This window comes from Enterococcus salsurae, assembly GCF_054784955.1.
Genome location: NZ_BAAHWY010000006.1, coordinates 126,577 through 148,063 on the forward strand (window position 1 = coordinate 126,577; position 21,487 = coordinate 148,063).

The 21,487-nt window shown below is 43.1% G+C and carries 25 protein-coding genes; 20 read left to right on the top strand and 5 right to left on the bottom strand.

Annotation, left to right across the window (positions count from 1 at the left end):
- Window positions 1-23 precede the first annotated feature (23 nt).
- The 3 genes from ACYVRS_RS13930 to ACYVRS_RS13940 are packed head-to-tail and all read right to left on the bottom strand — an operon-like array spanning window position 24 to window position 3,357.
- A complete protein-coding gene (locus ACYVRS_RS13930) occupies window positions 24-1,898 on the bottom strand; it encodes a fructose-1,6-bisphosphatase (RefSeq protein ID WP_313538204.1) in 1,875 nt (624 codons plus the stop codon).
- Entirely contained in the window at window positions 1,891-2,706 is an 816-nt protein-coding gene (locus ACYVRS_RS13935) for a pyruvate, water dikinase regulatory protein (RefSeq protein ID WP_312542358.1), read from the bottom strand. The genes ACYVRS_RS13930 and ACYVRS_RS13935 overlap by 8 nt, the downstream gene beginning before the upstream one ends.
- Window positions 2,707-2,721: 15 nt before the next feature.
- On the bottom strand, window positions 2,722-3,357 hold the full coding sequence (locus tag ACYVRS_RS13940) for a helix-turn-helix transcriptional regulator (protein ID WP_312498638.1): 636 nt from the start codon (window positions 3,355-3,357) through the stop codon (window positions 2,722-2,724).
- A gap of 184 nt (window positions 3,358-3,541) precedes the next feature.
- Here ACYVRS_RS13940 and ACYVRS_RS13945 point away from each other — a divergent pair, with 184 nt between their 5' ends.
- Together ACYVRS_RS13945 and ACYVRS_RS13950 are read left to right on the top strand one after the other, a co-directional pair.
- Complete coding sequence (locus ACYVRS_RS13945) at window positions 3,542-4,351, top strand: aldo/keto reductase family protein (protein WP_313510382.1); 810 nt, start codon at window positions 3,542-3,544, stop codon at window positions 4,349-4,351.
- Between the two features lie 175 nt (window positions 4,352-4,526).
- The gene (locus ACYVRS_RS13950; protein WP_461203578.1) at window positions 4,527-6,572 is read left to right on the top strand and encodes a methyl-accepting chemotaxis protein; all 2,046 of its coding nucleotides are present in this window, start codon (window positions 4,527-4,529) and stop codon (window positions 6,570-6,572) included.
- 126 nt (window positions 6,573-6,698) lie between these two features.
- Here ACYVRS_RS13950 and ACYVRS_RS13955 read toward each other — a convergent pair whose 3' ends face one another.
- Together ACYVRS_RS13955 and motA are read right to left on the bottom strand one after the other, a co-directional pair.
- Window positions 6,699-7,463 (bottom strand): OmpA/MotB family protein, encoded by a 765-nt coding sequence (locus ACYVRS_RS13955; protein ID WP_313510377.1) that lies wholly within the window; start codon window positions 7,461-7,463, stop codon window positions 6,699-6,701.
- 14 nt (window positions 7,464-7,477) lie between these two features.
- Complete coding sequence (gene motA / locus ACYVRS_RS13960) at window positions 7,478-8,239, bottom strand: flagellar motor stator protein MotA (protein ID WP_054116973.1); 762 nt, start codon at window positions 8,237-8,239, stop codon at window positions 7,478-7,480.
- A 625-nt stretch (window positions 8,240-8,864) separates the two neighbouring features.
- On the opposite strand from motA, the gene flgB reads away from it, so the two are divergent.
- The 18 genes from flgB (at window position 8,865) to fliR (ending at window position 21,479) form a co-directional block, all read left to right on the top strand.
- Window positions 8,865-9,209 carry a flagellar basal body rod protein FlgB gene (flgB, locus tag ACYVRS_RS13965; RefSeq protein ID WP_312542366.1) on the top strand — a complete coding sequence of 115 codons (345 nt, stop codon included), beginning with the start codon at window positions 8,865-8,867 and terminating at the stop codon, window positions 9,207-9,209.
- A gap of 14 nt (window positions 9,210-9,223) precedes the next feature.
- Window positions 9,224-9,643: a flagellar basal body rod protein FlgC gene (gene flgC, locus ACYVRS_RS13970; RefSeq protein ID WP_312542367.1), complete on the top strand. Its 420-nt coding sequence runs from the start codon at window positions 9,224-9,226 to the stop codon at window positions 9,641-9,643.
- 6 nt (window positions 9,644-9,649) lie between these two features.
- Window positions 9,650-9,976 (top strand): flagellar hook-basal body complex protein FliE, encoded by a 327-nt coding sequence (gene fliE, locus ACYVRS_RS13975; RefSeq protein ID WP_312542369.1) that lies wholly within the window; start codon window positions 9,650-9,652, stop codon window positions 9,974-9,976.
- Window positions 9,977-10,003: 27 nt separating this feature from the next.
- Window positions 10,004-11,629, top strand: a complete 1,626-nt coding sequence (fliF, locus tag ACYVRS_RS13980) for a flagellar basal-body MS-ring/collar protein FliF (RefSeq protein ID WP_461203579.1) — start codon at window positions 10,004-10,006, stop codon at window positions 11,627-11,629.
- Between the two features lie 12 nt (window positions 11,630-11,641).
- Window positions 11,642-12,646 carry a flagellar motor switch protein FliG gene (gene fliG / locus ACYVRS_RS13985; RefSeq protein ID WP_054116978.1) on the top strand — a complete coding sequence of 335 codons (1,005 nt, stop codon included), beginning with the start codon at window positions 11,642-11,644 and terminating at the stop codon, window positions 12,644-12,646.
- The gene (locus ACYVRS_RS13990) at window positions 12,630-13,391 is read left to right on the top strand and encodes a FliH/SctL family protein (protein ID WP_461203580.1); all 762 of its coding nucleotides are present in this window, start codon (window positions 12,630-12,632) and stop codon (window positions 13,389-13,391) included. Before fliG ends, ACYVRS_RS13990 begins: the two co-directional genes overlap by 17 nt.
- Window positions 13,384-14,733, top strand: coding sequence for a flagellar protein export ATPase FliI (gene fliI, locus ACYVRS_RS13995; RefSeq protein ID WP_461203581.1), 1,350 nt, complete (start codon window positions 13,384-13,386; stop codon window positions 14,731-14,733). Before ACYVRS_RS13990 ends, fliI begins: the two co-directional genes overlap by 8 nt.
- 17 nt (window positions 14,734-14,750) lie before the next feature.
- Window positions 14,751-15,170 (top strand): flagellar export protein FliJ, encoded by a 420-nt coding sequence (fliJ, locus tag ACYVRS_RS14000; RefSeq protein WP_313510368.1) that lies wholly within the window; start codon window positions 14,751-14,753, stop codon window positions 15,168-15,170.
- A gap of 33 nt (window positions 15,171-15,203) precedes the next feature.
- Window positions 15,204-16,769, top strand: a complete 1,566-nt coding sequence (locus ACYVRS_RS14005) for a hypothetical protein (RefSeq protein ID WP_461203582.1) — start codon at window positions 15,204-15,206, stop codon at window positions 16,767-16,769.
- A gap of 14 nt (window positions 16,770-16,783) precedes the next feature.
- The gene (locus tag ACYVRS_RS14010) at window positions 16,784-17,212 is read left to right on the top strand and encodes a flagellar hook capping FlgD N-terminal domain-containing protein (RefSeq protein WP_054116983.1); all 429 of its coding nucleotides are present in this window, start codon (window positions 16,784-16,786) and stop codon (window positions 17,210-17,212) included.
- Window positions 17,209-17,580, top strand: a complete 372-nt coding sequence (locus ACYVRS_RS14015) for a flagellar protein (RefSeq protein WP_312542377.1) — start codon at window positions 17,209-17,211, stop codon at window positions 17,578-17,580. The genes ACYVRS_RS14010 and ACYVRS_RS14015 overlap by 4 nt, the downstream gene beginning before the upstream one ends.
- 77 nt (window positions 17,581-17,657) lie before the next feature.
- Window positions 17,658-18,554: a flagellar hook-basal body complex protein gene (locus ACYVRS_RS14020; RefSeq protein WP_312542379.1), complete on the top strand. Its 897-nt coding sequence runs from the start codon at window positions 17,658-17,660 to the stop codon at window positions 18,552-18,554.
- A 31-nt stretch (window positions 18,555-18,585) separates the two neighbouring features.
- Complete coding sequence (locus ACYVRS_RS14025; protein ID WP_054116985.1) at window positions 18,586-18,771, top strand: flagellar FlbD family protein; 186 nt, start codon at window positions 18,586-18,588, stop codon at window positions 18,769-18,771.
- A gap of 20 nt (window positions 18,772-18,791) precedes the next feature.
- Entirely contained in the window at window positions 18,792-19,286 is a 495-nt protein-coding gene (locus tag ACYVRS_RS14030; RefSeq protein ID WP_461198966.1) for a flagellar basal body-associated FliL family protein, read from the top strand.
- 14 nt (window positions 19,287-19,300) lie between these two features.
- Complete coding sequence (locus ACYVRS_RS14035) at window positions 19,301-19,666, top strand: flagellar biosynthetic protein FliO (RefSeq protein ID WP_461203583.1); 366 nt, start codon at window positions 19,301-19,303, stop codon at window positions 19,664-19,666.
- Window positions 19,663-20,427, top strand: coding sequence for a flagellar type III secretion system pore protein FliP (gene fliP, locus ACYVRS_RS14040; protein ID WP_312542384.1), 765 nt, complete (start codon window positions 19,663-19,665; stop codon window positions 20,425-20,427). The genes ACYVRS_RS14035 and fliP overlap by 4 nt, the downstream gene beginning before the upstream one ends.
- Window positions 20,428-20,451: 24 nt before the next feature.
- Window positions 20,452-20,715, top strand: coding sequence for a flagellar biosynthesis protein FliQ (gene fliQ, locus ACYVRS_RS14045; protein WP_461203584.1), 264 nt, complete (start codon window positions 20,452-20,454; stop codon window positions 20,713-20,715).
- Between the two features lie 14 nt (window positions 20,716-20,729).
- The gene (gene fliR, locus ACYVRS_RS14050) at window positions 20,730-21,479 is read left to right on the top strand and encodes a flagellar biosynthetic protein FliR (protein WP_461203585.1); all 750 of its coding nucleotides are present in this window, start codon (window positions 20,730-20,732) and stop codon (window positions 21,477-21,479) included.
- The last annotated feature ends 8 nt before the right edge of the window (window positions 21,480-21,487 follow it).

Below are 21,487 nucleotides of genomic sequence, written 5' to 3' on the forward strand. Positions count from 1 at the left end.
AAAACAGCAGCATCACCAACGAGTTATGTTTGGTGGTGCTGCTGTTTTAGTTTAGTCAGCAAGTCGGTGCTTTCTTTTTGCAATTGCGCACCGATATCCGTTTGCGCGACCAATATTCGTTCGCTTTGACGGACAACCAATCTTTTTTGACTCACGATATCGATGCGTTCTTCGATCGCTTTTTGGCGATTTGTGAACGATTGATGGGCAGCCAAGGTCATACCGAAAGAATTTGCCAACAATGTATAGCCGGCGATGCCAGTGACGGATTGATAGGAACGGGACAATCCGCCATCGATCACCAACAACCGGCCGTTGGCTTTGATCGGTGTTTCCCCTATACGCACTTTGACAGGTGTATGGCCATTGATAATATGCCCCGTTGCGGCCAAACCGAAAGCTTCTAATAGCTGACAACAGAAATTCTCCTCTTCTCGCAAAGTATAGTAGGCATTTTTTTGTTCTTGATGGGTTGCAGAATCGGCAATGAAGTAGCGTTCAAATGTCTTCATCGCTTTTTTGCCAAATAAGGATGAACCTTCCCCGCACCACAAATACCAAATCATATCGGTTGCCAAGTCATCTTGAATGTGAGGTGCGGCTAAGCTTTGGGTCATACACTTTTGAAAGAAGAGCAGCAATTCTTTGCCTTGGTAGCTTTTTTCACCAAAGGTAAAGGGGAGGAATGCACCATTTTCTTGACAAGGAATGCAGCCATGAAAGAGCAGGTTGCCATTGGATAGGTGAAACAGTGTTCCTTTTTCCGCTAAGAAATGGAGATGTTGTTTTAATCTTAGAGAGGCATGGAACTGCATCATCAAATCATTGATGACCGCTTCTTCGTCAGTGGTCAAACGATAGGGCTCTTTGCTATCTACTGTTTGAAAGCATGCGTTGATCAGAGGATAATCTTCATCCATGTGGATAGTCCGCCGATTGGCATCGATCAAGTGCAGCAACAAGCGATCGTGCATATTAAATTCTGGATGCCTTTGAATGACTGCAGCTTCTAGTTTAAATTGAATGATCGTAAAGGCTTGTTGCAGCAGCATGGCATCTTGTTTTTGTTCCCTAGATAATGCATCGACCGCATCTCGCGGATAAAAAGCGGGATTTTCGCTATAATGCTTGCGACTAAATGCAATGGCAGCAGACAAATCGATGCCATATCCCTCTTGCAATAATGTTAAATTGCCATAACGCGCTGCTATACGCAGCACATTGGCTAAACAAGGAAGCGAGCCGCAATAACTGCCGATCCACAGGATATCGTGATTGCCCAGTTGGATATCAAGAGAAGGCAATGTCATTAGACGATCCATGATTTTATCAGGTGCGGGACCGCGGTCATAGATATCACCTAAGACATGTAAATGATCAACGACAAAACGTTGAATCAAAAAGGCCAATTCTTGACAAAAAAGCGGTGCGGTATCTAAAGAAATGATTTGTTCAAAGATGGCATTGTAGTAGGCTTCTTTATTGAAGTTCGCATCGTATTGGTACAGCAGCTCTTCCAAGATGTAGGCGAAGGCAGGCGGCAAAGCTTTTCGGACTTTTGAGCGAGTATATTTGCTGGATGTATAGCGGGCAACTGTCACCAATTGTTCCATCAGCGTTTGCCAACCATGATCATCTAATTGTTTTTCTTGCAAAAGCTCTTCGGGATAGTAAATCAGAAAGCACAGTTCAGTTTGCTCTTTTGCAGACAATGTATCACCGAACAAAGCAGTGATTTTTTCACGGATACGACCGGAGCCATTGCGTAAAATATGGTCGAAGGCATCATATTCGCCATGCAGATCACTGACGAAATGTTCAGTTGCTTTAGGCAGTTGTTGGATGGCAGCCAAATTGATGATCTCTGTCAAATAGGCGAGTTTCTCTGCGTCAGTCATAGTGGTTGCCTTTGAGGCCTTCTTCGATCCATAAGGCGCTTTCTTCAATTGACCGTTGACTTACATCGATGATCGGAATGGCTAATTTTTGGAACCAGTCTTCCGCATAAGCAAGTTCTGTTTTGATCCGCTCCAAACTTGTATAGTTGGTATCTTCCTTTAACCCCAGCGAGAGCATCCGAGAGCGGCGAATGGCAGCCAATGCCTCAGCACTCGTTGTCAAACCGACCATTTTTTTAGAGTCTAGTGCAGCGATTTCTTGCGGCAACGCCACTTCTGGAATCAGAGGCAGATTGGCTGTTTTATAACCACGGTTCGCTAAGTACAAGCTCAATGGTGTTTTCGATGTCCGAGAAACCCCCAATAAAACCAGATCGGCATCAAGAAAACCACGGGGGTCTTTGCCATCATCATATTTGACTGCGAACTCCATGGCTACGACGCGGCTAAAGTATGCTTGGTTCAAACGATGGATCGCACCAGGCTCTTGGACCGCAGGAACCCCGAAGCTGGCTTCGATCAAATGGGTCAAAGGTGACATCAGATCCACATACTTCAACCCCGTACGATGAGCAAATGTTTCTACGGAAGCGACTAAGTGTTTGTTCACTAACGTAGTCACTACGATGGCTTTTTCAAGTAATGCGTCTTTCAAAATCTCTGTCAAACTGTCTTCATCTTTGATAAATGGAAACAACTGAATGTCGGATAAATCAATTGTTGGGAATTGTGCAGAAACTGCTGTAATCAGTTTTTGGGCCGTTTCGCCAACTGAATCTGAAATCAAATACAACCGAATATTTTTCATATGTTTACCCCTTTTTTAAAATGATTGATTTTCACTTTCAAGTCCAGCTTGAATAAAGAAGTGCATGATTTTTGTTTTGGTGATTTTCCCAATGACTGTTTTTGGTGCTGCTGGATCGATGACTGGCAGTGTATCGACCTCGTGTCTGCTCAGTAGCGTGCCTGCTGTCAAAATCGTTTCTTCGGGCGTGATGGTGACAATGTTGGGCATTCTAGTCATGATCATAGCGACAGGCGTTTTTTCTGGTGCTTGAGCACTGATCGAAAAGCGCAGCAAATCCTTTCGTGAAAGAACACCAATCAATTCCTCGGCTTCATTTTTGACGTACAGCGAGCCAACATCGTACATAAATAAAGTAGTGACTGCTTCATATACAGATACAGTTTGGAGAATCATCAATGGAGGAATCATGATCTCTGAAACTTTGACGTGGTATAGTTTTTCAAATAGTAAGGGTTCGACTGTTTGGCCGGTATAGAAATAGCCGACTTTCGGTCGAGCGTCCAATAAACCAGTCATGGTCAAGATGGATAAATCATTTCGCAGGGTGGCGCGACTCAACCCAAAGTGCTTGGCGATGGCTTCTCCACTTATGGGTTGATGTTGTTTGACAATCTCGATCATTTTCAATTGTCTTGATGTTAATTCCAATGTGTCACTCCCATTCTCTAATGTGATATACTATTTAGTATAGTAAGTTTTGCATAAAAATGCAACTACAGAAAACATATGCGACCATGATTAAGAGACGGCTGTTGTTGCAAAAAGTGTTCTCGGTTATCATTTGGCCATTTTTTTGATAGACTTAAATCATCAACGATAAGGGGGAAGTATCATGGAAACAATCGAACTAAATACGGGTATCCAGATTCCTGTGATCGGCAGCGGTACGAATACTTTTGGTAAAGAGAATAAAGACTATCAAGGAACGATCAACAATGATACCACCGAATTAGCAGCAGCGATCGCTGCAGGGTATCGACATTTCGATACGGCCATCGCTTATCGAAATGAAGCAGTCGTGGGGAAAGCTATCAAAGAAAGCGGAATCGACCGAAGCGCGTTTTTCATTACATCTAAAATTCCCGGCACACCAGAATATACGAAAGATGCAGCCGCAGTTAAATCCGGTGTGGAAGCGAGTTTGTCTGCCTTGCAAACGGAAACCATCGATTTGTATTTGATCCATCATCCGTGGGACAATTTAGAAGAAATCGCTGCAGTCTGGGCTGTTTTGGAGGCCTATGTTGACCGCGGGATCCTCAAATCTATCGGTGTATCTAATTTCCAAGAAAAAGAACTAGGCTACTTACTAGAACATAGTCGGATCAAACCTGCTGTCAATCAAATAGAATCTCATCCAGGGAAATGGAGTGATGGCATCATTGGCTATTCTCTATCAAATCAAGTCGTGCCTGAAGCTTGGGGACCACTTTCGAGGATCTCTGATTCAGCCAAAGAACAACTCACTGTGATTGGGGAAAAATATCAAAAATCATGGAGCCAAGTGGTCTTGCGCTACCAAATCGAACGAGGTGTGGTGGTGATTCCTAAATCTCATTCAGCCGAACATCAAGCCGCAAACTTAGCCATCTTTGATTTTTCTTTGACAGATGAAGAAAAAGAAATCATCAAAGGTTTGTAAATCATTTCTTTCAAACACTTAGGACCTAGCGTTCTAAGTGTTTTTTTCTGTCCAAGATCAAGAACTGAGGACTTAATTTTTACATAGAACAACCGATTAGGAGTATTAGGCAGTGTCTGCAGAACAAGATACTCTGTTGATAAATGAAATTTAGACATAAAGGAGTGGCACGGACGTGAAAAAAAGAAAGAAGAGTATAGGACTCTATGTCATGCTCACATTAGTATTGGTGGCAGTGATCCCAATCATTGTTATGCTGACAAGTTCCTATTTGACTACTAAGAACTTATTGATTGAAAGAAATGATTTGAACAAAGAAAGTGCAGTGAATCTTATTTTGGCAGAGGAGAAAAATCTGCGGAAGTCTACAGAGGATAAATTGAAATCCCTTGTTGAATTGCCTGCTTTGAAAAATGAGTTCAGCATGGGAAGGATTCGTACAGATTTAGCCTCTGCGATTGCCGGGACAAACAGCTTTTTGACTACGACTTTCGGGACTGAAGATGCGGAATATATTTCTTTCAACCCGCTGCCAGACGATTACAATCCCACGATTCGTCCGTGGTATAAAGGAGCGATCAAAGCTGAAGGGAAAGTGTACTGGACAGCACCATACTTAGATACAGTGTCCAATCAGTTCGTTACATCGGCATCGATCATGGTCAAGAATTCCCGCAACCAAGTAGGCGTATTAAGCGTAGATGTTTCTTACGAAGGCATCCAAAATATTTTATCTGCCTTTACTGTTGGACGAACAGGAAATGTGTCTCTGGTCTCAGAAACTGGTGTTGTCGTCATCTCGAAAAATACCAAGCAAATCGGCAAAAATATCAAAGACGAAGAAGTGTTCAAAAAAATCAAAGCCGCAACGAGTCCAACCGGTATGATCCAATTATCAGATTCGAACAAAGTCAATGATATTCTTTATGATAAATCATCCGATTCAAATGTATGGGCGTATTCAGAAGTCCAAGCCAATGATTTAGAAAAAGAACTAGGTTCGCTTGTATGGTCAACGATCATTGTTACCATCATTATGCTGGTATTCGTTGTGCTGGTGGCCTATGCAGCAACAAAAATCGTTGGGGCGATCATCGACCACTTTAATCACTATTTCAAAAAAGTGGGCGACGGACAATTAGAAAAAATGCACCGCAAGAAAAAAGTACAGGATGAAAAAATATCCTTCCATGTATTGGCAAGACAGATGGTCTACCCAGATCAAGAAGGCAATGAGATCCAGCAAATGGCAGACAATTACAATTATATGATCGAGGGTACAGGTTCGCTGATCCAAAAAGTCCAAAAGGAAAGCAGCAGTGTGGCCAATATGTCGGATTCGCTATTGGATCTATCCAAGCAAACCAATATTGCCACTGAAGAAGTGTCACAGACGATCACGGGTATTGCTGAAGTGACGGGCGCTCAAGCGCAAGAAACCGAGTACAGTGTTTCGCAAATGCAAAATCTTTCTCATGTCGTGAAGGAATTGCGAGAAAATGTCGGTGGAATGAGCAGTAAGTCTCAAGAATCAACCAAAATCAATCAAGAAAACTTGACCATCATGGATCAGGTCGATGACAGCTGGCGTCAAGAATTGGCACATATGGAACAATTGATGCACAATATGAATGGCATGAATGATAATATTCAAAATATCAATTCGATCATTGGTGTGATCAATGATATCGCCTATCAAACCAATTTACTCGCATTGAATGCCTCCATTGAAGCGGCTAGTGCAGGGGAATCTGGCAAAGGATTTGCAGTGGTTGCGGCAGAGATTCGTAAGTTAGCTGAGCAAAGTAAAGCTTCCACAAAAGAAATCGAAGCAATTATTGAACAGATCCGAGATCAATCAAGCCAAATGGTCAAACAAACGACCGCATCTCTAAAAGGCGGCGAACGTCAGACCAACCTGATCAAAGAAGCAATCTCTTCATCAAAAGAAGTCTTTCAACGCAGCAGTTTTATGATCGACGGGATCCATCATATCGAAGAAGCGAGTGTTCGGATCGAGACGATCCAAAACAGCGTGCTAGAGAATTTGGAAAATATTTCTGCTTCAACAGAAGAAAACGCGGCGGGTACACAAGAAGTTTCAGCCAATGCTGAAGAAGTGATGGCCACGATGGATGAGTTTACAAATCATGTAGCTGATCTAAGAGATATTGCCGAATCTCTGAAAGAATTAACGAACAAGTTTGATGTACTAGATTGATCCAACTAAACCAAAAAGAGTCATTGCCGCGGCATCTATCCCGCAGCAATGGCTCTTTTGTCGTTAAAAAAACCTCTAGCCAAGCTGCAGGTGCACATGGCTAAAGGATGAATGTGAAAAAAGTACTTATTCATTTTCTGTGTTCGTTCGTTGGATGATCATTTCTACACGCCGATTTTCAGAACGGCCTTGCGCAGTTTGATTGTCTGCTTTAGGCTCGGTATCGGCGAAAGCTTGGATCGCTGCATTCTTTTCAAGAATCACGCCCTTGGATATAAAGTAATTCATCACCGTGATCGCACGGGCAGAACTTAGCTCCCAATTGGACTGATAACGGCCAGTCCCTTTTTCGGGAACATTGTCGGTATGACCTGCAATAATGATTTTATTTTCTTTTAATTTTTTCAAAGAAGTAGCCAAGAGATCCAATGATTGTTTCGTAGTTGCTGTCATATCGGCACTGCCTGAAGCGAAAAGAATGCTGCTGGCAAGGGTGATATGCAAACCATCTGATTCCAATTTGACTTCGGTTTGGTCTTTTAAGCCGGAATCTGCCAATTCTTGGGTCAATTGCGTACTGATGGTCTGGAGTTGCTGATTTTCCAGTTGGGCCTGGGTAGCGGCTTCTTGCGCTTGTGCTTCGGCTGAAGTTGTCGCTTTTTTATTGGTTGTCGTACCCATATCGATGACTGAACCAATCACTGAAGACGAACTATGATGGCTAGAAAGAATGGTGCCAAACTCGCTTTTGATTTCTTGAAACTTTTCATCATCCACTTTTGCCATGGCAAACATCACGATGAATAAGGCCAGTAAAAGGGTCAACATATCTGAGTATGGCAAGAGCCAAGCCTCGTCTACGTGCTCTTCATGTTTCTTTTTTCGTTTCATAGCATGTGCACTCCCTAAGATTCTGCCCGCTTATTTGGTTCGATCAAACTGTACAATTTTTTCTCGATACTTTTTGGCGACTGCCCAGCCTGGATGGCCAATACACCCTCTACGATGATTGACATGACCTGCACTTCTTGTTCAGATTTCAAGGTCAATCGCGCGCTGAAGGGAATAAAAAGGACGTAGCCGAAGAAAATCCCGTACAAGGTTGCCACAAAAGCGGCTGATATCATATGACCGAGGGCCTCAACATCTTCTAAATTTCCTAAAGCCCCAATCAACCCGATCACGGCACCTAATACCCCAAGCGTGGGAGAACTTGTGCCGGCCGTTTTAAAGATCGAGGCGCCAATACGGTGTCGATCTTCGATACCGTAAATCTCATTTTCCATGATTTCTTGAATCTGCTCAGCGGCAATGCCATCTACAACCATCTCTAATCCTTTTTTCAAAAACGGATCTTCTAAGTTTTGAATAGCACCTTCAAGAGAGAGCAGCCCGTCGCGACGGGCTTTATTTGCTAAATCCACGATATCAGTGATCGTGGTTTTTAAGTCATATTCTTTATTGCGCAAGAGTACCCCAAAAATTTTGGGAATCCGCTTGATATCACTGCTAGGAAATGAGTTTACGACTGCTGCAGCTACGCCGACAAAAATAATGATCGCGGCGGCTGGATTGATCAACACCGCCACATTGGCGCCTTTAACGATCATTCCAACAATAACTGATACTAGTCCTAAAACAATACCGATCAGTAAGAAAAAATCCATCCTTTGTATCCTCCTAGCGTCATTCCACACGATTTTTTACCTATTTATTTCTATCGGCAGGAAATGACCGATGTTAAGTGTAAAAAAAATTTTTTGTGAAAAATAACTAAATTATATTTTTATTTTAATAATATTTTGTTGTTTATTCTTGTGAATTACATAAAATTTGAAAATGGTGTAGTTTGTTTTCCTAAAGTGTTCTAGCTTGTGATAACGTTTTTTTAAAAATGGCTTCCTCCTTAGATACTAATGGGATTATCATCAAATAAAACAATAATAATGGTTATTTTGGATAAAGGATGTTTTTTTATTAATGAATCCTTGGTAAATAATCATCCTCATCCAATCTATAAACCGCTTTATATTTATTTGGTAATTTTAATAACTTCTCCTCAAATCCCTATGAAACAGCGTTTAACAAATAACAGAGCAAACTTGTAATGCAAATGTCATCACCGTAAACATTAAAAAATCAAATTGTAAAATAAATTTAATTCTACTATAATGACATCACGTCTTCTTGTTTTTTTAATAATTAGCAAAAAAATAATGAAAATCATGAGTTTCTGTTCTATCAAATGAAAAACTGTATTGGTACAGGAAGTAAAAAGGAGTTCTTGCGCTGATGGATACATATGAATTACTAAAAACTGCCCTTAATGTTTCTTCACAAAGAGCAGAATTGATCTCTTCGAATATCGCAAATGTCAATACAGATGGCTACAAAGCCAAACGAATTGTGTTTGAAAGTGAACTGAAGCAAGCCCTCGAGACGAATGGATCGACAGCAGCTTCTCAAGTAAAACCGCAAATCACAGAAAATGCAAGTACCAGTATCAAAGACAACGGCAACAATGTAGATTTGGAAGTCGAAATGCTGGACCAAGCTGCTAATGGGTTATATTACAGTGCCTTGACTGCACAAGTCAATGGCCGTTTGCAAATGATGAACATGGTCTTAAGCAACTGATGGAGGAATGACGAGTGGGGATCTTTAATGGGTTAACGATCAATGCCAGTGGGTTGGCATTGGAAAGACTGAAATTAGATACGATATCTGCAAATATCGCAAATGTGAATACAAACCAGACGACGGATACAGAAGCGTATCAAAAAAAGAGCGTTCAGTTTTCTGAAAATTTGAAAAATAGCCAAAATGGTTTATCCAGTGAAAGTGCAGGTGTCAAAGTCACTGGAATCGATACGGATGACTCTGTCAAACTCGCTTACGATCCGACAAATGAAGCGGCAGATGAAAATGGTTATGTCGCACAATCCAATGTCGATATGGCAGATGAAATGGTGCAAATGATCCAAACGGTGCGCACGTATGAAGCCAATGTTTCAGCATCTGAAATGAATAAAACGATTCTCAAAAAAGCATTAGAAATCTCAAAGGGGTAGACATAGATGGATGGACTTTTGACGACACAAGGATTAACTGATTATCAAAGTGCTTTGCGCACATTGGGTACCAGCAGTACAACTGATCAAGAAACAAATTCGGTGGCAAGCGGCAACAGTTTCAGCAACTATTTGACCGATGCGGTTGATCAATTGAATCAAAAAACAGCAACGATGGATCAAGATACGGTCAATCTGATCACAGGGGATGAAAGTGATTTAGGCAATGTCATGATTCGGATGACGGAAGCACAGTTGGCTTTGCAGACGGCGGTCCAAGTCAGAAATAAATGTTTGGAAGCGTACAATGATGTCAAAAATATGCAGTTTTAGCAGTTGGTGAGGGAATAAGGATAAATGATGGAAAAAGTGAACGACTGGGCAGAGCAGATCAAGGACCGTTGGCAAACACAAAGTACCTTAAAGAAATTAATCGTAGTCCTTACTGTTATCAGTATTCTCGGTATCGCTGCGACTACATATTATTTAAATACACGGATCGAATACGGGGTATTGTTCAGTGATTTAAGCGACGCGGATGCTGGAACGATCACCAAAGATTTAGATGAACAGCAAATTGCCTACAAATTAACAGATAATGGAACGACGATCATGATCGATCAAACACAAATCGATACTTATCGTATCAACTTGGCTGTTGACAATAAACTGCCAAATACCAGTACAGGTTTTGAGTTGTTTGATGATACCAGTATCATGACAACGGATGAAGATCGAAAGATCATGTATCAACGCGCATTGACCGGTGAGTTGCAACGCGCAATCGAAACCATCGACGCAGTCCAAACAGCAAAAGTGATCTTGGTGATGCCGGAAGAAAGTGTCTTTGCTTCTGAAGAAAGTACCCCCACCGCGTCGATCGTTTTAACTTTAAAAAGCCAACAAATCTCAGCGGAGTCCGTTCAAGGCATCGTCACATTGACCGCAGGCGCTGTTGAAAATTTAAAGCCTGAAAATGTGAAAGTCGTTGATAGCGCAGGGAATACCTTGACAACGACAGAAGATGAAACTGGACAGCTAAGTGGGCTGAACAGCAAATATATCCAAATCAAAGATACATACGAAAAGACCTTAGAAGAGAAGGTCGCCAAATTGCTGGCACCTATCTATGGGGCAGATAAATTCCAAATATCAATCAATTTGGATCTGAATTTTGATTCAATCGAACGAACAAAAGTGACCTATGATGATCCGGAAATCAAAAGTGAAACAGTGCAAGCGTCTGGTTCTGCAGGCGCTGTTGAAGAAGCCCAAACTGGCACCGTCGATGACAATGTGTCGAATGTCACGGGGGATGATGCTGAGGGAAGTAATTCGTATAGTCGTTCAGTTGAAAATGAATTAGATACTGAAACAACCACGACGATCAGCGCGCCAGGGATGATCGAACGAATGACGAGTTCGGTCGTCGTCAATGCGGATCTATCGCAAGCGGATCAAGAAGAACTACAACAATTGATTGCTAGTGCGGTCGGTTACGACGCTGCGCGGGGCGATCAAATTGCGATCCAAGGTTTCGATTTTGCCCAAACAGAAGTGGCAGCAACAGACGAACCAGCAGTGACAGAACAGTTATCAGCGGCTAAAAATTATATCAAATACGCGATATATGGCGGGATTGCCTTAACGTTGCTGTTGGTCATCGTCTTGATTGCAGGGCTTTTGCGCAGAAGACGGGGAGAGGATTCATTCGATGTGGATGTCACGGATGATGCAGCATTCAGTCAGCCTTCAGCTGCTAACAGCAATTATCCGCGCACGCCAGCGCAAGAGGTCGTATTTGGTGGATTAGGCGTCAATGAAGCGAAGCAGCCAGCAGGAAAAGATACCCCACAACCAGCAGATGAGAAAGGGTCAGAAGACTTTTCAGAACACCCTACACTTGATCAATCTGCCAAACATTATGCGGAAAGCAATCCTGAAGTCGCTGCTGAACTGATCAAAGCATGGATGAAAGAGAAATAAAGGGGGAAGATCATGGATACAATGGATGGTGTAAAGAAAGCCGCGATCCTTTTGATTTCATTAGGATCAGACACGTCGGCGAAAATCATGAAACTTTTACCTGAAACTTTCATTCAAAAGGTCAGTTATGAGATTGCCAATATAGATTTTGTTCGTCCAGAAGAGCGAGATCAAGTGCTGGAGGAGTTTTCTCATACAACGACAGCGCGGAAATATGTGTTAGATGGTGGGATCGATTATGCCAAAAATTTGCTGAATCAAGCCTTAGGTCCACAAAAAGCCAAAGAAGTCATCGATGTATTGACGCAAATCCAATTGAGAGAACGGCCCTTCAATATTGCCCGTAAAGCAGATGTCCAACAATTGACGAACCTATTGATTGGTGAGCATCCGCAAACTGTGGCTTTGATTTTATGTTATATGCAACCAGATAAAGCAGCCAGTGTCCTCTCGCAATTTCCTGGTCATCTGCAAGTGGAGATTGCTGAACGTATCGGTACGATCTCTAGTACGTCGCCCTTGGTGATCGAGCGAATCGAGAAAGTGATCGAGAATAAATTTTCAAATTATATTGAGAATGATACGGAAAATGTTGGCGGCGTCCACACCTTAGTCGAAATACTGAACTCAGTGAGCCGTAGTACAGAAAAAAATATCTTAAGTGATTTAGAAAAACGCCAACCAGAGTTATCGAATGAGGTGAAATCAAGTCTGTTCACCTTTGAAGATATCGTGACCTTAGATCGTTTGGACGTCCAGAAAGTCTTGCGGGATGTCCAAAATGATGTCTTGGTCTTGGCGTTGAAAGGAACGACGGAAGATATCAAGCAATTCATTTTCTCAAATCTGTCCTCTCGTGCCGTGGAAAACTTGCAAGAAGAGATTCAGTTTATGGGGCCTACACGCTTATCTGCAGTGGAAGAAGCGCAGCAAAGTGTGGTCGCCGTCATTCGTCGTTTAGATGAAACCGGTGAGATCTACATCGGAAGGGGCGATCAAGATGCAGTGGTCAAATAGTCCCTTGCTAAAGCAACAAAGCGTCAAAGAAGCGGGTTCGGCGCGCAGTATCATGACGGATACAACCCCAGCTGTCAAATATCCGGACATGACGGACCATCAAACTGAGGTCTTGCGTCGTACGCGGGAATTAGAACAAATGCGGCATTTAGAGCAGATGGAAGCATTAAAAGAGCAACTCATCAATGATGCCAAAGCGCAGGCAACACAAATCAGAGAAGAAGCACAGCAAGCCGGCTATTCTGCCGGGCAAGAAGCGGGCTACCAGCAAGGCTATCAAGAAGGGCTCGCAGCTGCTCAAGTTGATGCTGCTGCTTTATTGAGTCAAGCAGAAGTGGCGGTCAAAGCAGCAACGGCAGAAGTCAATTTGTTTCGTCAGGAGAAACAGCAAGATATGGTGCAATATGGAGTCAGTATTGCTGAAGCCCTGATTGAACAGCGTTTTACAGAAAACCAGGAAGCCTATCTGGGTTTTGCTGAGTCGGTGTTAAGGCAATTTGAGCAGCCGGATATCTTTATCACTGTCCGTTGCGGCACAACACATGTGGAGGCATTAAGAGAATTGCTAGACAACAAAAAAGAAACCATTGCCCATTTTCGCTATGTTTTACTGCCAGATGCGCAAATGGCCCCGTTTGATTTCCATATCGAATCCGACCATGCATTAGCTGTATTCGAATTGGATAAAGAAATTTCACGGTTCCGCCAAAAAGTCATGGAAAGAGAAGGAACGTACAATGATTGAGCTTCCAGTCCAATCCACAGAAAAAATAGCCCAGAGCCACGCTTTTTTTTCTGTCTTTGGCAAAGTGAGTGAAGTCGTCGGCTTATTGATCAAGGTAGAAGGATTGTCTGTGTTTATCGGCGAGATTTGTGTGGTGGAAATTCCCCATAGCACCAAATCGGCATTAGCTGAAGTGGTAGGGTTTGTCAAAAAAACAGTTTTATTGATGCCATTAGATCAACTTGAAGGTATTGGTCCAGGATGCTTGGTTCGGCCAACAGGCAAGTCATTGACCGTCAAAATCAATGACAATCTGTTAGGACACACGCTTGATGGCTTAGGTAGGCCATTGGACATGCCATTAGATTTGGACAATGCCAAAGAATATCCGGTCAGTCAAGACTCCCCAGATCCTTTTCAACGGCGGCGCATCAAGGATATTATGCCGACTGGTGTCAGAGCGATCGATGGGTTGCTCACGGTTGGTCAGGGACAACGCATCGGTATTTTTGCAGGAAGTGGTGTGGGGAAAAGCACTTTGCTAGGTATGTTGGCAAGATACTGCGATGCAGATGTGATCGTGATTGGATTGATTGGTGAGCGGGGACGGGAAGTCAAAGAGTTTATCGAAAATGACTTAGGCTCCGAGGGATATCAAAAGTCAGTGGTGGTTTGTGCCACATCTGACATGCCACCACTTGTTCGGCTGAAAGGGGCCCATGTGGCAACAGCAATCGCTGAGTACTATCGGGATCAAGGCAAGAAAGTTGTGTTGATGATGGATTCAGTCACGCGGTTTGCGATGGCACAGCGGGAGATCGGTTTGTCCACTGGAGAACCGCCAACTACCAGAGGGTACACCCCGTCAGTCTTTACTGCTCTGCCGAAATTGCTTGAACGCAGCGGGATGTCTGATAAAGGATCGATCACTGCATTCTATACTGTTTTGGTCGAAGGGGATGATATGAATGAGCCTATTGCAGATGCGGTGCGGGGGATTTTGGATGGCCATATTTTGTTATCCCGCAAAATCGCAAGCCAAAACCATTATCCAGCGATCGATGTCCAAAACAGTTTGAGTCGATTGATGAAATCGTTGGTCACCGAGGAACACTATGCCCGTGCAGGTGAACTGAAAGAAAATATGTCCGTTTATGCCGATGCCAAAGACTTGATCGATATAGGCGCATATCAGTCAGGGAGCAACGCATTAACGGATCAAGCCATCACTTTGCATCATCCCATCATGCATTTTCTACAACAGAAAGTAGCTGAGCGTGTCGCTTATCCAGATACGGTCTCAGCGTTGCTACACTTGTTTAGTGAGGAAGCGTTGATCGAGCGTCAACGATCACTGAGGTAATCAAAGGAGAATCATCTATGCAAGCATTTCATTTTTCATTAGAAAAAGTGTTAGACCATCGCAAAATGAGCGAAGAAGAAGCGATGCGGGCATATGGTCAATTACAACAAACCGTCCATGCGCAAGAAACGGCCTGCACGGCACTCCAGCAAGAAAAAGCCCAGTTGCTGGAAATCAGCGAACACACGATTGGCCGCATGCAAGTCCAACAGCGTTATGTCATGGCGTTAAGCAATGCGATAGACGAAGCTGAAACCAAATTGTTTCACGTGAAGCAAGAGTTGGCGGCATCTTTGGACCAAGTAATTGAAGCACAGCAAGCGCGTAAAGTCGTAGAAAAATTACGAGAAAAAAAGTTTGCTGAATATAGCTACACACGTCAGCAAGAGGAACAAAAACAACTCGATGAGTTTGCGAATCGTCCATTATTTTCATAATGGATCAAAGAAACCATTGAAAGGGGGTGGAAAATGAACGAGATCGGAAAAACCTATACAACGGCAAGTCTATCGAGCCCTATGGCTGAAGCCCCTAGTGTCGGTGCTGATGTATTCCAGCAAATGCTTATACAGCTTGCTGGTCAGACAAAAGAAAAGGGAACGATAGCGGCTGTACCAACACAAGCGGCAAGCGACAATGCGCCCTTGTTGGAGGAAGAAGAAGCGATACGGATAAGTATGCAAGCAAGTAGTTCATCGCTGATGAGTGAAGCAGCAAATCTATCGAACGTTACCTGCGCTAATGTACCAACAGAAGCAACAAGCGATAGTGCGCCTTTGCTGAAGGAAGACAAAACGTCCTTTGAAGCGATACCTGATAGTAGCATATCAACTATTACCTCAGTAACTGAAGAAGAAGTAGCCGCTGTGCCAGACGAGTCTGCTGATCAGCAAAAAGACCATACGCTTCAATCAAGAGAGCGTGAGGACAAGCTAAAGATACAGGATACGCCAGTCCCTATTTTGACCGCGTTGTTTGCATCGCAGATTGATGGGGGAATGGACAATGTGCCGGTGGACAACACGACCGATCAATCTGTTGTCAATCAAGGCACAGCACGTAGTGATTTACTGATACAACCAATAGTTGCAAGGGACCTTTTGAGCCAGCCAGTGCCCGCTGGACTGCGGCAGCCAATAGCGGAACAATCCGTTTTATCAACGAATAGTCAGCAGATGCCAATACAACAAACAGATCCTACCCAAATGGCGGAGTCTCAGATACCTGATGGGTCATTCGACACAGCTACTCACGTTAAGGACATTGGTGCTTTAAGTAGTGATTTTGCTGTTGGTACGTTGCCACGCACGAATCAGACAGCAGAGGATAGTGTACCTGAGGACAACACCAATACTTCATCAGGATCTAGACTGCAACAAGATGCATCTTCTGTCACAGCATTTGGTGAATCAACGCAGGTAAATGAACCTTCAGCACCGGCAAAAGATGCAATGAAATCATTGTCTGTACCAGAAGCAGCACCCGATTCCAATGCAGAAACGCTGTTACCTCTCGGTAATCAACTGATGATTCCAAGTATGGATCAAGCCAAAGCAGACGGTTCAGGACCGACGATAGATCGTATACAACCGACAGCCGTCGTTGCACCTTTCGAAAAACTCATGCAGCAACGCGCCAATCAATCTTCACCGCAAGAGCAAAAGATCACGCTGCAATTGATGCCCGAGAAACTGGGTACCATGAAATTAACCTTTGCGCAGCATGCAGAAGGCAGCCGTTTAGAATTTGCATTTGAACAATCGCAAGCCAAAGAAGTCATGTTGTCGATCAAACATGAATTGACACAAGTGTTGCTGAAACAAGGACAAGAAAGTTTTGTGGTAAAAGAAGCCGCACCTGTGATTGATCTTTCATCGCAACCACAATTGTCATTTGCTTCAAATGGCAACAGCAGTGACAGTCAACAACGATTTATGCAGCAACAGCAAGCAACAAAAAAAATGGACCAGTATATGATTGCAGAAGAAGAAACACCGCTAGAACAAACAATGCATGCAGTCAGTATTTTGGCGTAAGCAAGGAGCAAACTATGGCAAATGAAATCACTAGTGCAGCAGCAGGAATTGCGGATACAACAGCATTGACGACCACCAAATCATCGGATATCTCGATGGACGATTTTTTGAAGATTTTGGCTGCTTCTATGAGTAACCCGTCAATCAGTGGTGGGGATTCATCCAGCAGTAGCGGTACCGATTATATTTCACAACTTGTTCAGTTCACAACCCTAGAACAACTCAATGAATTGAGTGAAACTTTGACGACTTCAGTGATGCTGCAACAACAACAGCAAGCATTTGGGTTGATCAATAAAGAAGTGACCCTTAATGATGGCACACAAACGATCACCGGAACGATCGATAAAGTGCGCTTTTCCAATGGGTATGCCACGATCGTTGTCGCAGGCAATGAATACAGCATGAGTGCGATTCAAGAGATTGGTGGGGAAACACAATGAGTACGTCCCCAGATTTGGCTGCGATTCAGACCACAAGTCACATTCAAGCAGAGTCAAAACAAACCGGATCAACAAAAAACCAGCAACATTTCGCAGCGCTAATCCAACAAAAGCAAACTGCGATCAATGTATCGAATCATGCACAGAAGCGTTTGACAGACCGGGAATTATCACTGCAAGAAGATGACTATCAGTCGATTGCTACGGCTTTGACTGAATTGGAAGAAAAAGGAAGCAAAGAATCATTATTGGTTTATAAAGATATGGGTCTGATCGCAGACGTGCACTCTCGCACGATTATCACAGCGATGGGCATGAATGAATTGCACACAGTGACCAATATCGACAGTGCGACATTTATCAAATAACAGCTGGACTGAAAAGAGGCTGTTGTATTTTCTGACTGACTGATGAAAATACACCAAACAAAAGGAGGAAAAATAAAATGTTACGATCATTATACTCGGGCGTTAGTGGAATGAAAAACTTACAAACAAAAATGGATGTGGTGTCCAATAATATTGCCAATGTCAATACAGTTGGCTTTAAATCGAGTCGGGTACTGTTCCAAGATATGATGAGCCAAACGACCAGCAATGCAACGGCGCCAGGAAATGGGTTAGGCGGTATCAATGCGACGCAGATAGGTTTAGGGGTACAAACCGGCTCGATCGATACCATTAATACGGTCGGTGCACCGCAATCAACTGGCCGCAGCATGGATTTCTATATCAGCGGACAAGGCTATTTCATGGTTCAAGGACCCGGTGCCAATGGTGAAACATATTATACCCGTGACGGCGCGTTTGTACGTGACAGCGATGGCACTTTGACCAATAGCGATGGCATGCAAGTGTTGGGCCGTAGTGTAAATGGCACAGAACCAGTGGTCTATGATGACAAATACAATGAAAATACAACCCTGAGTGCTGAAGGGGATGTTTCTCCACTAAAGATTCCTAGCACATTGAAGGTGAATGATGAAACATTGAGTTACAATTCTATGGCTGTCGATGCCAATGGATTGGTGACTGCCAAATATGGCAACCAAACCTTTGTCATGGGAAAAGTTGCTTTAGCTACCTTCAACAATCCTGAAGGGTTAGAAAAAGTTGGCGGCAATAACTATATCGAAACCAGCAATTCAGGTACCGCGATCGTTGCCGGTGCAGGCAACAATGGTGCGGGCACCTTGCAATCAGGATCGTTAGAGATGTCAAACGTGGATCTATCGACTGAATTTACTGAGATGATCATTGCCAGTCGAGCGTATCAAGCAAACTCTAGAAGTATTACGACCTCGGATGAAATGCTGCAAGAATTATTGAACTTGAAACGATAAAAGCGATTTTTTTAGAAAGAGGCGCATGCAGATGATCTTAGTAACGGCATTGAATGGGCGGGCATTTTATTTGAATCCGGTATTGATTTACCGGATTGAGGAAATGCCAGATACCTTGATCACATTGACCGATGGCAAAACGTTGGTCGTCACTGAATCTGCTGAAGAAGTTGCCCAGAAAGTGATCGACTATCATCAAGGGCTTCATCGGCATTAAATCAGCAAAGGGTGGGATAGATGGCAAAAGAAGCACAAAAGAACAAAGAGAAAAAAGGATTGAATCTGGTGATCTTGATCCCGGTATTATTATTGATCGCCGTGGGTGGCAGTATCGGCGGAACGATCTTGACCAATCATTTTCTGACAGGTGAAAAAACAGCATCTGCAGAAACTGAAAAAGAAAGCAGCAAAATTTCTTCTGAAGAAGCGATCGTGGCGTTAGATGAGTTTCTGGTCAATCTGGTAAAAGAAAATGGCCAAGAACAGCAATATATGAAGGTCAATTTGTCGATTCTCGTTGCGGACGAAGATCAAAGCGCAGAAGCCACCAAGAATGTTGCGGTGATTCGCGACAGTGTGGTGAATTTATTGCGACAACAAAAAGCAAGCGATATTTTAAGTGCAGCAGATAGTGTACCGAATTTAAAAAAAGCGTTAAAAGAAGCAATCAATAAAGAGTATGGATCTTCGATCGCCAAAGAAGTATATGTGACCGATTTAGTGATCCAATAGGAAGAGGCATGTTGATGGACACATTTTTTTCACTGGTCAAACTGATTGGGTTTTTGATCCTGATTTTGTATTTGATCAATCTCAGTCTGAAATATTTGAATCGTTATACCAGTCAGCAAAATACCCAATTGCGTATTTTGCAAAAAGTGGCCGTTAGCAAATCGTCTTCTATTGGTATCGTGCAAATCTTGGATCGCTGCTATGTGATGAGTTTTTCTGAACAGCAAAATCAAATTCTGAAAGAATTGACGACGGAAGAAGCTGCACAATTATTGGCACAGCTGTCAGATCCAGCAACACCGCAAGCAGCCCTTGACTTCTCAGAATGGGTTGGCAAAGCCAAAAGTCAACTGGAAAAGAAATGGGGCAAACAGAAATGAGTATCAAAGGGCGTGACATCAAAGGAGTTAGTGGTCTGGTGTGTCTAGGTTTGATGTTTCCGCGAGAGGCCTATGCTCTAGATACCAGTGAAGTCAGTACGACACTGAATAATTTACTGTCGAATGGTACCGGCTCAAATGATACCATCAATACCTTTGTGTTGCTGACATTGTTGTCCTTGGTGCCGGTTTTATTGATCATGATGACCTCGTTTACCCGGATCATTATGGTGCTTTCCTTCGTTCGGAGTTCTTTAGGTACGCAACAAAACCCGCCAAATCAAGTCTTGATCGGGCTAGCACTGTTTCTGACCTTTTTCATTATGAAGCCTGTTTACACAGATATTTATCAGCAGGCGATCGAGCCGTATGATCGGCAGGAAATCAGTCAAGCAGAGGTTTTTGATCGTTCGGAAAAACGGATCAAAACCTTTATGATGATCCAGACCCGGGAGAAAGATATTGCGCTTTTTGCAGAAGCTGACGGTCGGGAAGAAAAGTATGCGTCATCTGATGATGTCCCGCTGACGGTAATGGTACCGGCGTTTATTATTAGTGAATTGCGTACGGCATTTAGTATTGGTTTTCTGATTTTTATTCCCTTTCTGATCATCGATCTGGTGGTATCCAGCATCTTGATGTCGATGGGGATGATGATGTTGTCGCCGATCATGATTTCATTGCCTTTCAAAATTTTGCTGTTTGTGTTGGTGGATGGCTGGTATTTGATCGTAGAATCACTGATCAAGAGTTTTCAATAGTTCAGTAAAAAGGAGCGGCGCAACATGACAGTAGAAATGGTACTTGATGTCTTACGGGAAGCCTTTATCCGCATTTTAGCGATTTCGGGTCCAGCTTTGCTGGTGGGGATGATCGTGGGTCTGGTCATTAGTATCTTCCAAGCAACCACTCAGATCCAAGAGCAGACATTGAGTTTTGTCCCGAAGCTGGTGGCGATTTTCATCACATTGATTTTGGCGGGCAGCTTTATGCTGAATGGACTGTTGAAATTTACCGAAATGATTTTTAAAATGATTGCTGCGTTATAGAGGAGGCAGAACATATGGCAACGATCCAAGCAATGATCTTGATCTTTTGTCGGATCATGGCTTTTGTAGTCCTTTGTCCGATTTTTTCGCAGCAAAATTTCCCGTCATTGGCAAAAATCGTGATTGGTACAGCACTCACGATCCTTTGCTTGCCAAGTACAGCCGCAATTACTGAACTGTCGTCCTTGCTTTTTGCTATTGTTGTGCTGAAAGAAGTCTTGTTCGGGATGGCGATGGGGTATTTGAGCCAACTCGTCTTTACAGGGGTTGAGATCGCGGGACAATTGATCGACTTTCAAGTCGGTTTTTCAATGGCACAAGCATATGATCCTACGATGCAGATGAGTTCCTCTCAATATGGCAAAACCTATTACTGGTTGACGATCGCTGTCTTCTTTGCCTTAAATCTGCACCATCGATTACTTTCAGCCTTGTTGTTGTCCTTTCAAGTCGTTCCTTTAGGGACGATCGTGATTGAAGGAACAACTGTGGAGGGGGTCGTAAAATTATTTGGTCAGATGATGGTGATGGCTTTAAATTTAGCAGCACCGATGATTGTTGCATTGCTTTTGGTTGATTTGGTCTTAGGTGTCATTTCTCGATCGATTCCCCAAATCAACGTTTTGTTGATGAGTTTATCGATGAAGACAGCCATCAGCTTTGTGATTTTCTTGATGCTGTTGCCGAATGTCATATCTTTTATGGGCAAGCAATTGCCGGATGCGGTGGGTTACGTACAGGAGTTTATCCATTCTTTCGAATAAGGGTGGAT

Bases quoted from the DNA above. Each gene is read 5' to 3' on its own strand.
- ACYVRS_RS13930 (WP_313538204.1), bottom strand. From the start codon at position 1,898: ATGACTGACGCAGAGAAACTCGCCTATTTGACAGAGATCATCAATTTG.
- ACYVRS_RS13935 (WP_312542358.1), bottom strand. From the start codon at position 2,706: ATGAAAAATATTCGGTTGTATTTGATTTCAGATTCAGTTGGCGAAACG.
- ACYVRS_RS13945 (WP_313510382.1), top strand. From the start codon at position 3,542: ATGGAAACAATCGAACTAAATACGGGTATCCAGATTCCTGTGATCGGC.
- ACYVRS_RS13955 (WP_313510377.1), bottom strand. From the start codon at position 7,463: ATGAAACGAAAAAAGAAACATGAAGAGCACGTAGACGAGGCTTGGCTC.
- motA (WP_054116973.1), bottom strand. From the start codon at position 8,239: ATGGATTTTTTCTTACTGATCGGTATTGTTTTAGGACTAGTATCAGTT.
- flgB (WP_312542366.1), top strand. From the start codon at position 8,865: ATGGATACATATGAATTACTAAAAACTGCCCTTAATGTTTCTTCACAA.
- fliE (WP_312542369.1), top strand. From the start codon at position 9,650: ATGGATGGACTTTTGACGACACAAGGATTAACTGATTATCAAAGTGCT.
- fliF (WP_461203579.1), top strand. From the start codon at position 10,004: ATGGAAAAAGTGAACGACTGGGCAGAGCAGATCAAGGACCGTTGGCAA.
- fliG (WP_054116978.1), top strand. From the start codon at position 11,642: ATGGATACAATGGATGGTGTAAAGAAAGCCGCGATCCTTTTGATTTCA.
- ACYVRS_RS13990 (WP_461203580.1), top strand. From the start codon at position 12,630: ATGCAGTGGTCAAATAGTCCCTTGCTAAAGCAACAAAGCGTCAAAGAA.
- fliI (WP_461203581.1), top strand. From the start codon at position 13,384: ATGATTGAGCTTCCAGTCCAATCCACAGAAAAAATAGCCCAGAGCCAC.
- fliJ (WP_313510368.1), top strand. From the start codon at position 14,751: ATGCAAGCATTTCATTTTTCATTAGAAAAAGTGTTAGACCATCGCAAA.
- ACYVRS_RS14005 (WP_461203582.1), top strand. From the start codon at position 15,204: ATGAACGAGATCGGAAAAACCTATACAACGGCAAGTCTATCGAGCCCT.
- ACYVRS_RS14010 (WP_054116983.1), top strand. From the start codon at position 16,784: ATGGCAAATGAAATCACTAGTGCAGCAGCAGGAATTGCGGATACAACA.
- ACYVRS_RS14015 (WP_312542377.1), top strand. From the start codon at position 17,209: ATGAGTACGTCCCCAGATTTGGCTGCGATTCAGACCACAAGTCACATT.
- ACYVRS_RS14020 (WP_312542379.1), top strand. From the start codon at position 17,658: ATGTTACGATCATTATACTCGGGCGTTAGTGGAATGAAAAACTTACAA.
- ACYVRS_RS14025 (WP_054116985.1), top strand. From the start codon at position 18,586: ATGATCTTAGTAACGGCATTGAATGGGCGGGCATTTTATTTGAATCCG.
- ACYVRS_RS14030 (WP_461198966.1), top strand. From the start codon at position 18,792: ATGGCAAAAGAAGCACAAAAGAACAAAGAGAAAAAAGGATTGAATCTG.
- ACYVRS_RS14035 (WP_461203583.1), top strand. From the start codon at position 19,301: ATGGACACATTTTTTTCACTGGTCAAACTGATTGGGTTTTTGATCCTG.
- fliP (WP_312542384.1), top strand. From the start codon at position 19,663: ATGAGTATCAAAGGGCGTGACATCAAAGGAGTTAGTGGTCTGGTGTGT.
- fliQ (WP_461203584.1), top strand. From the start codon at position 20,452: ATGACAGTAGAAATGGTACTTGATGTCTTACGGGAAGCCTTTATCCGC.
- fliR (WP_461203585.1), top strand. From the start codon at position 20,730: ATGGCAACGATCCAAGCAATGATCTTGATCTTTTGTCGGATCATGGCT.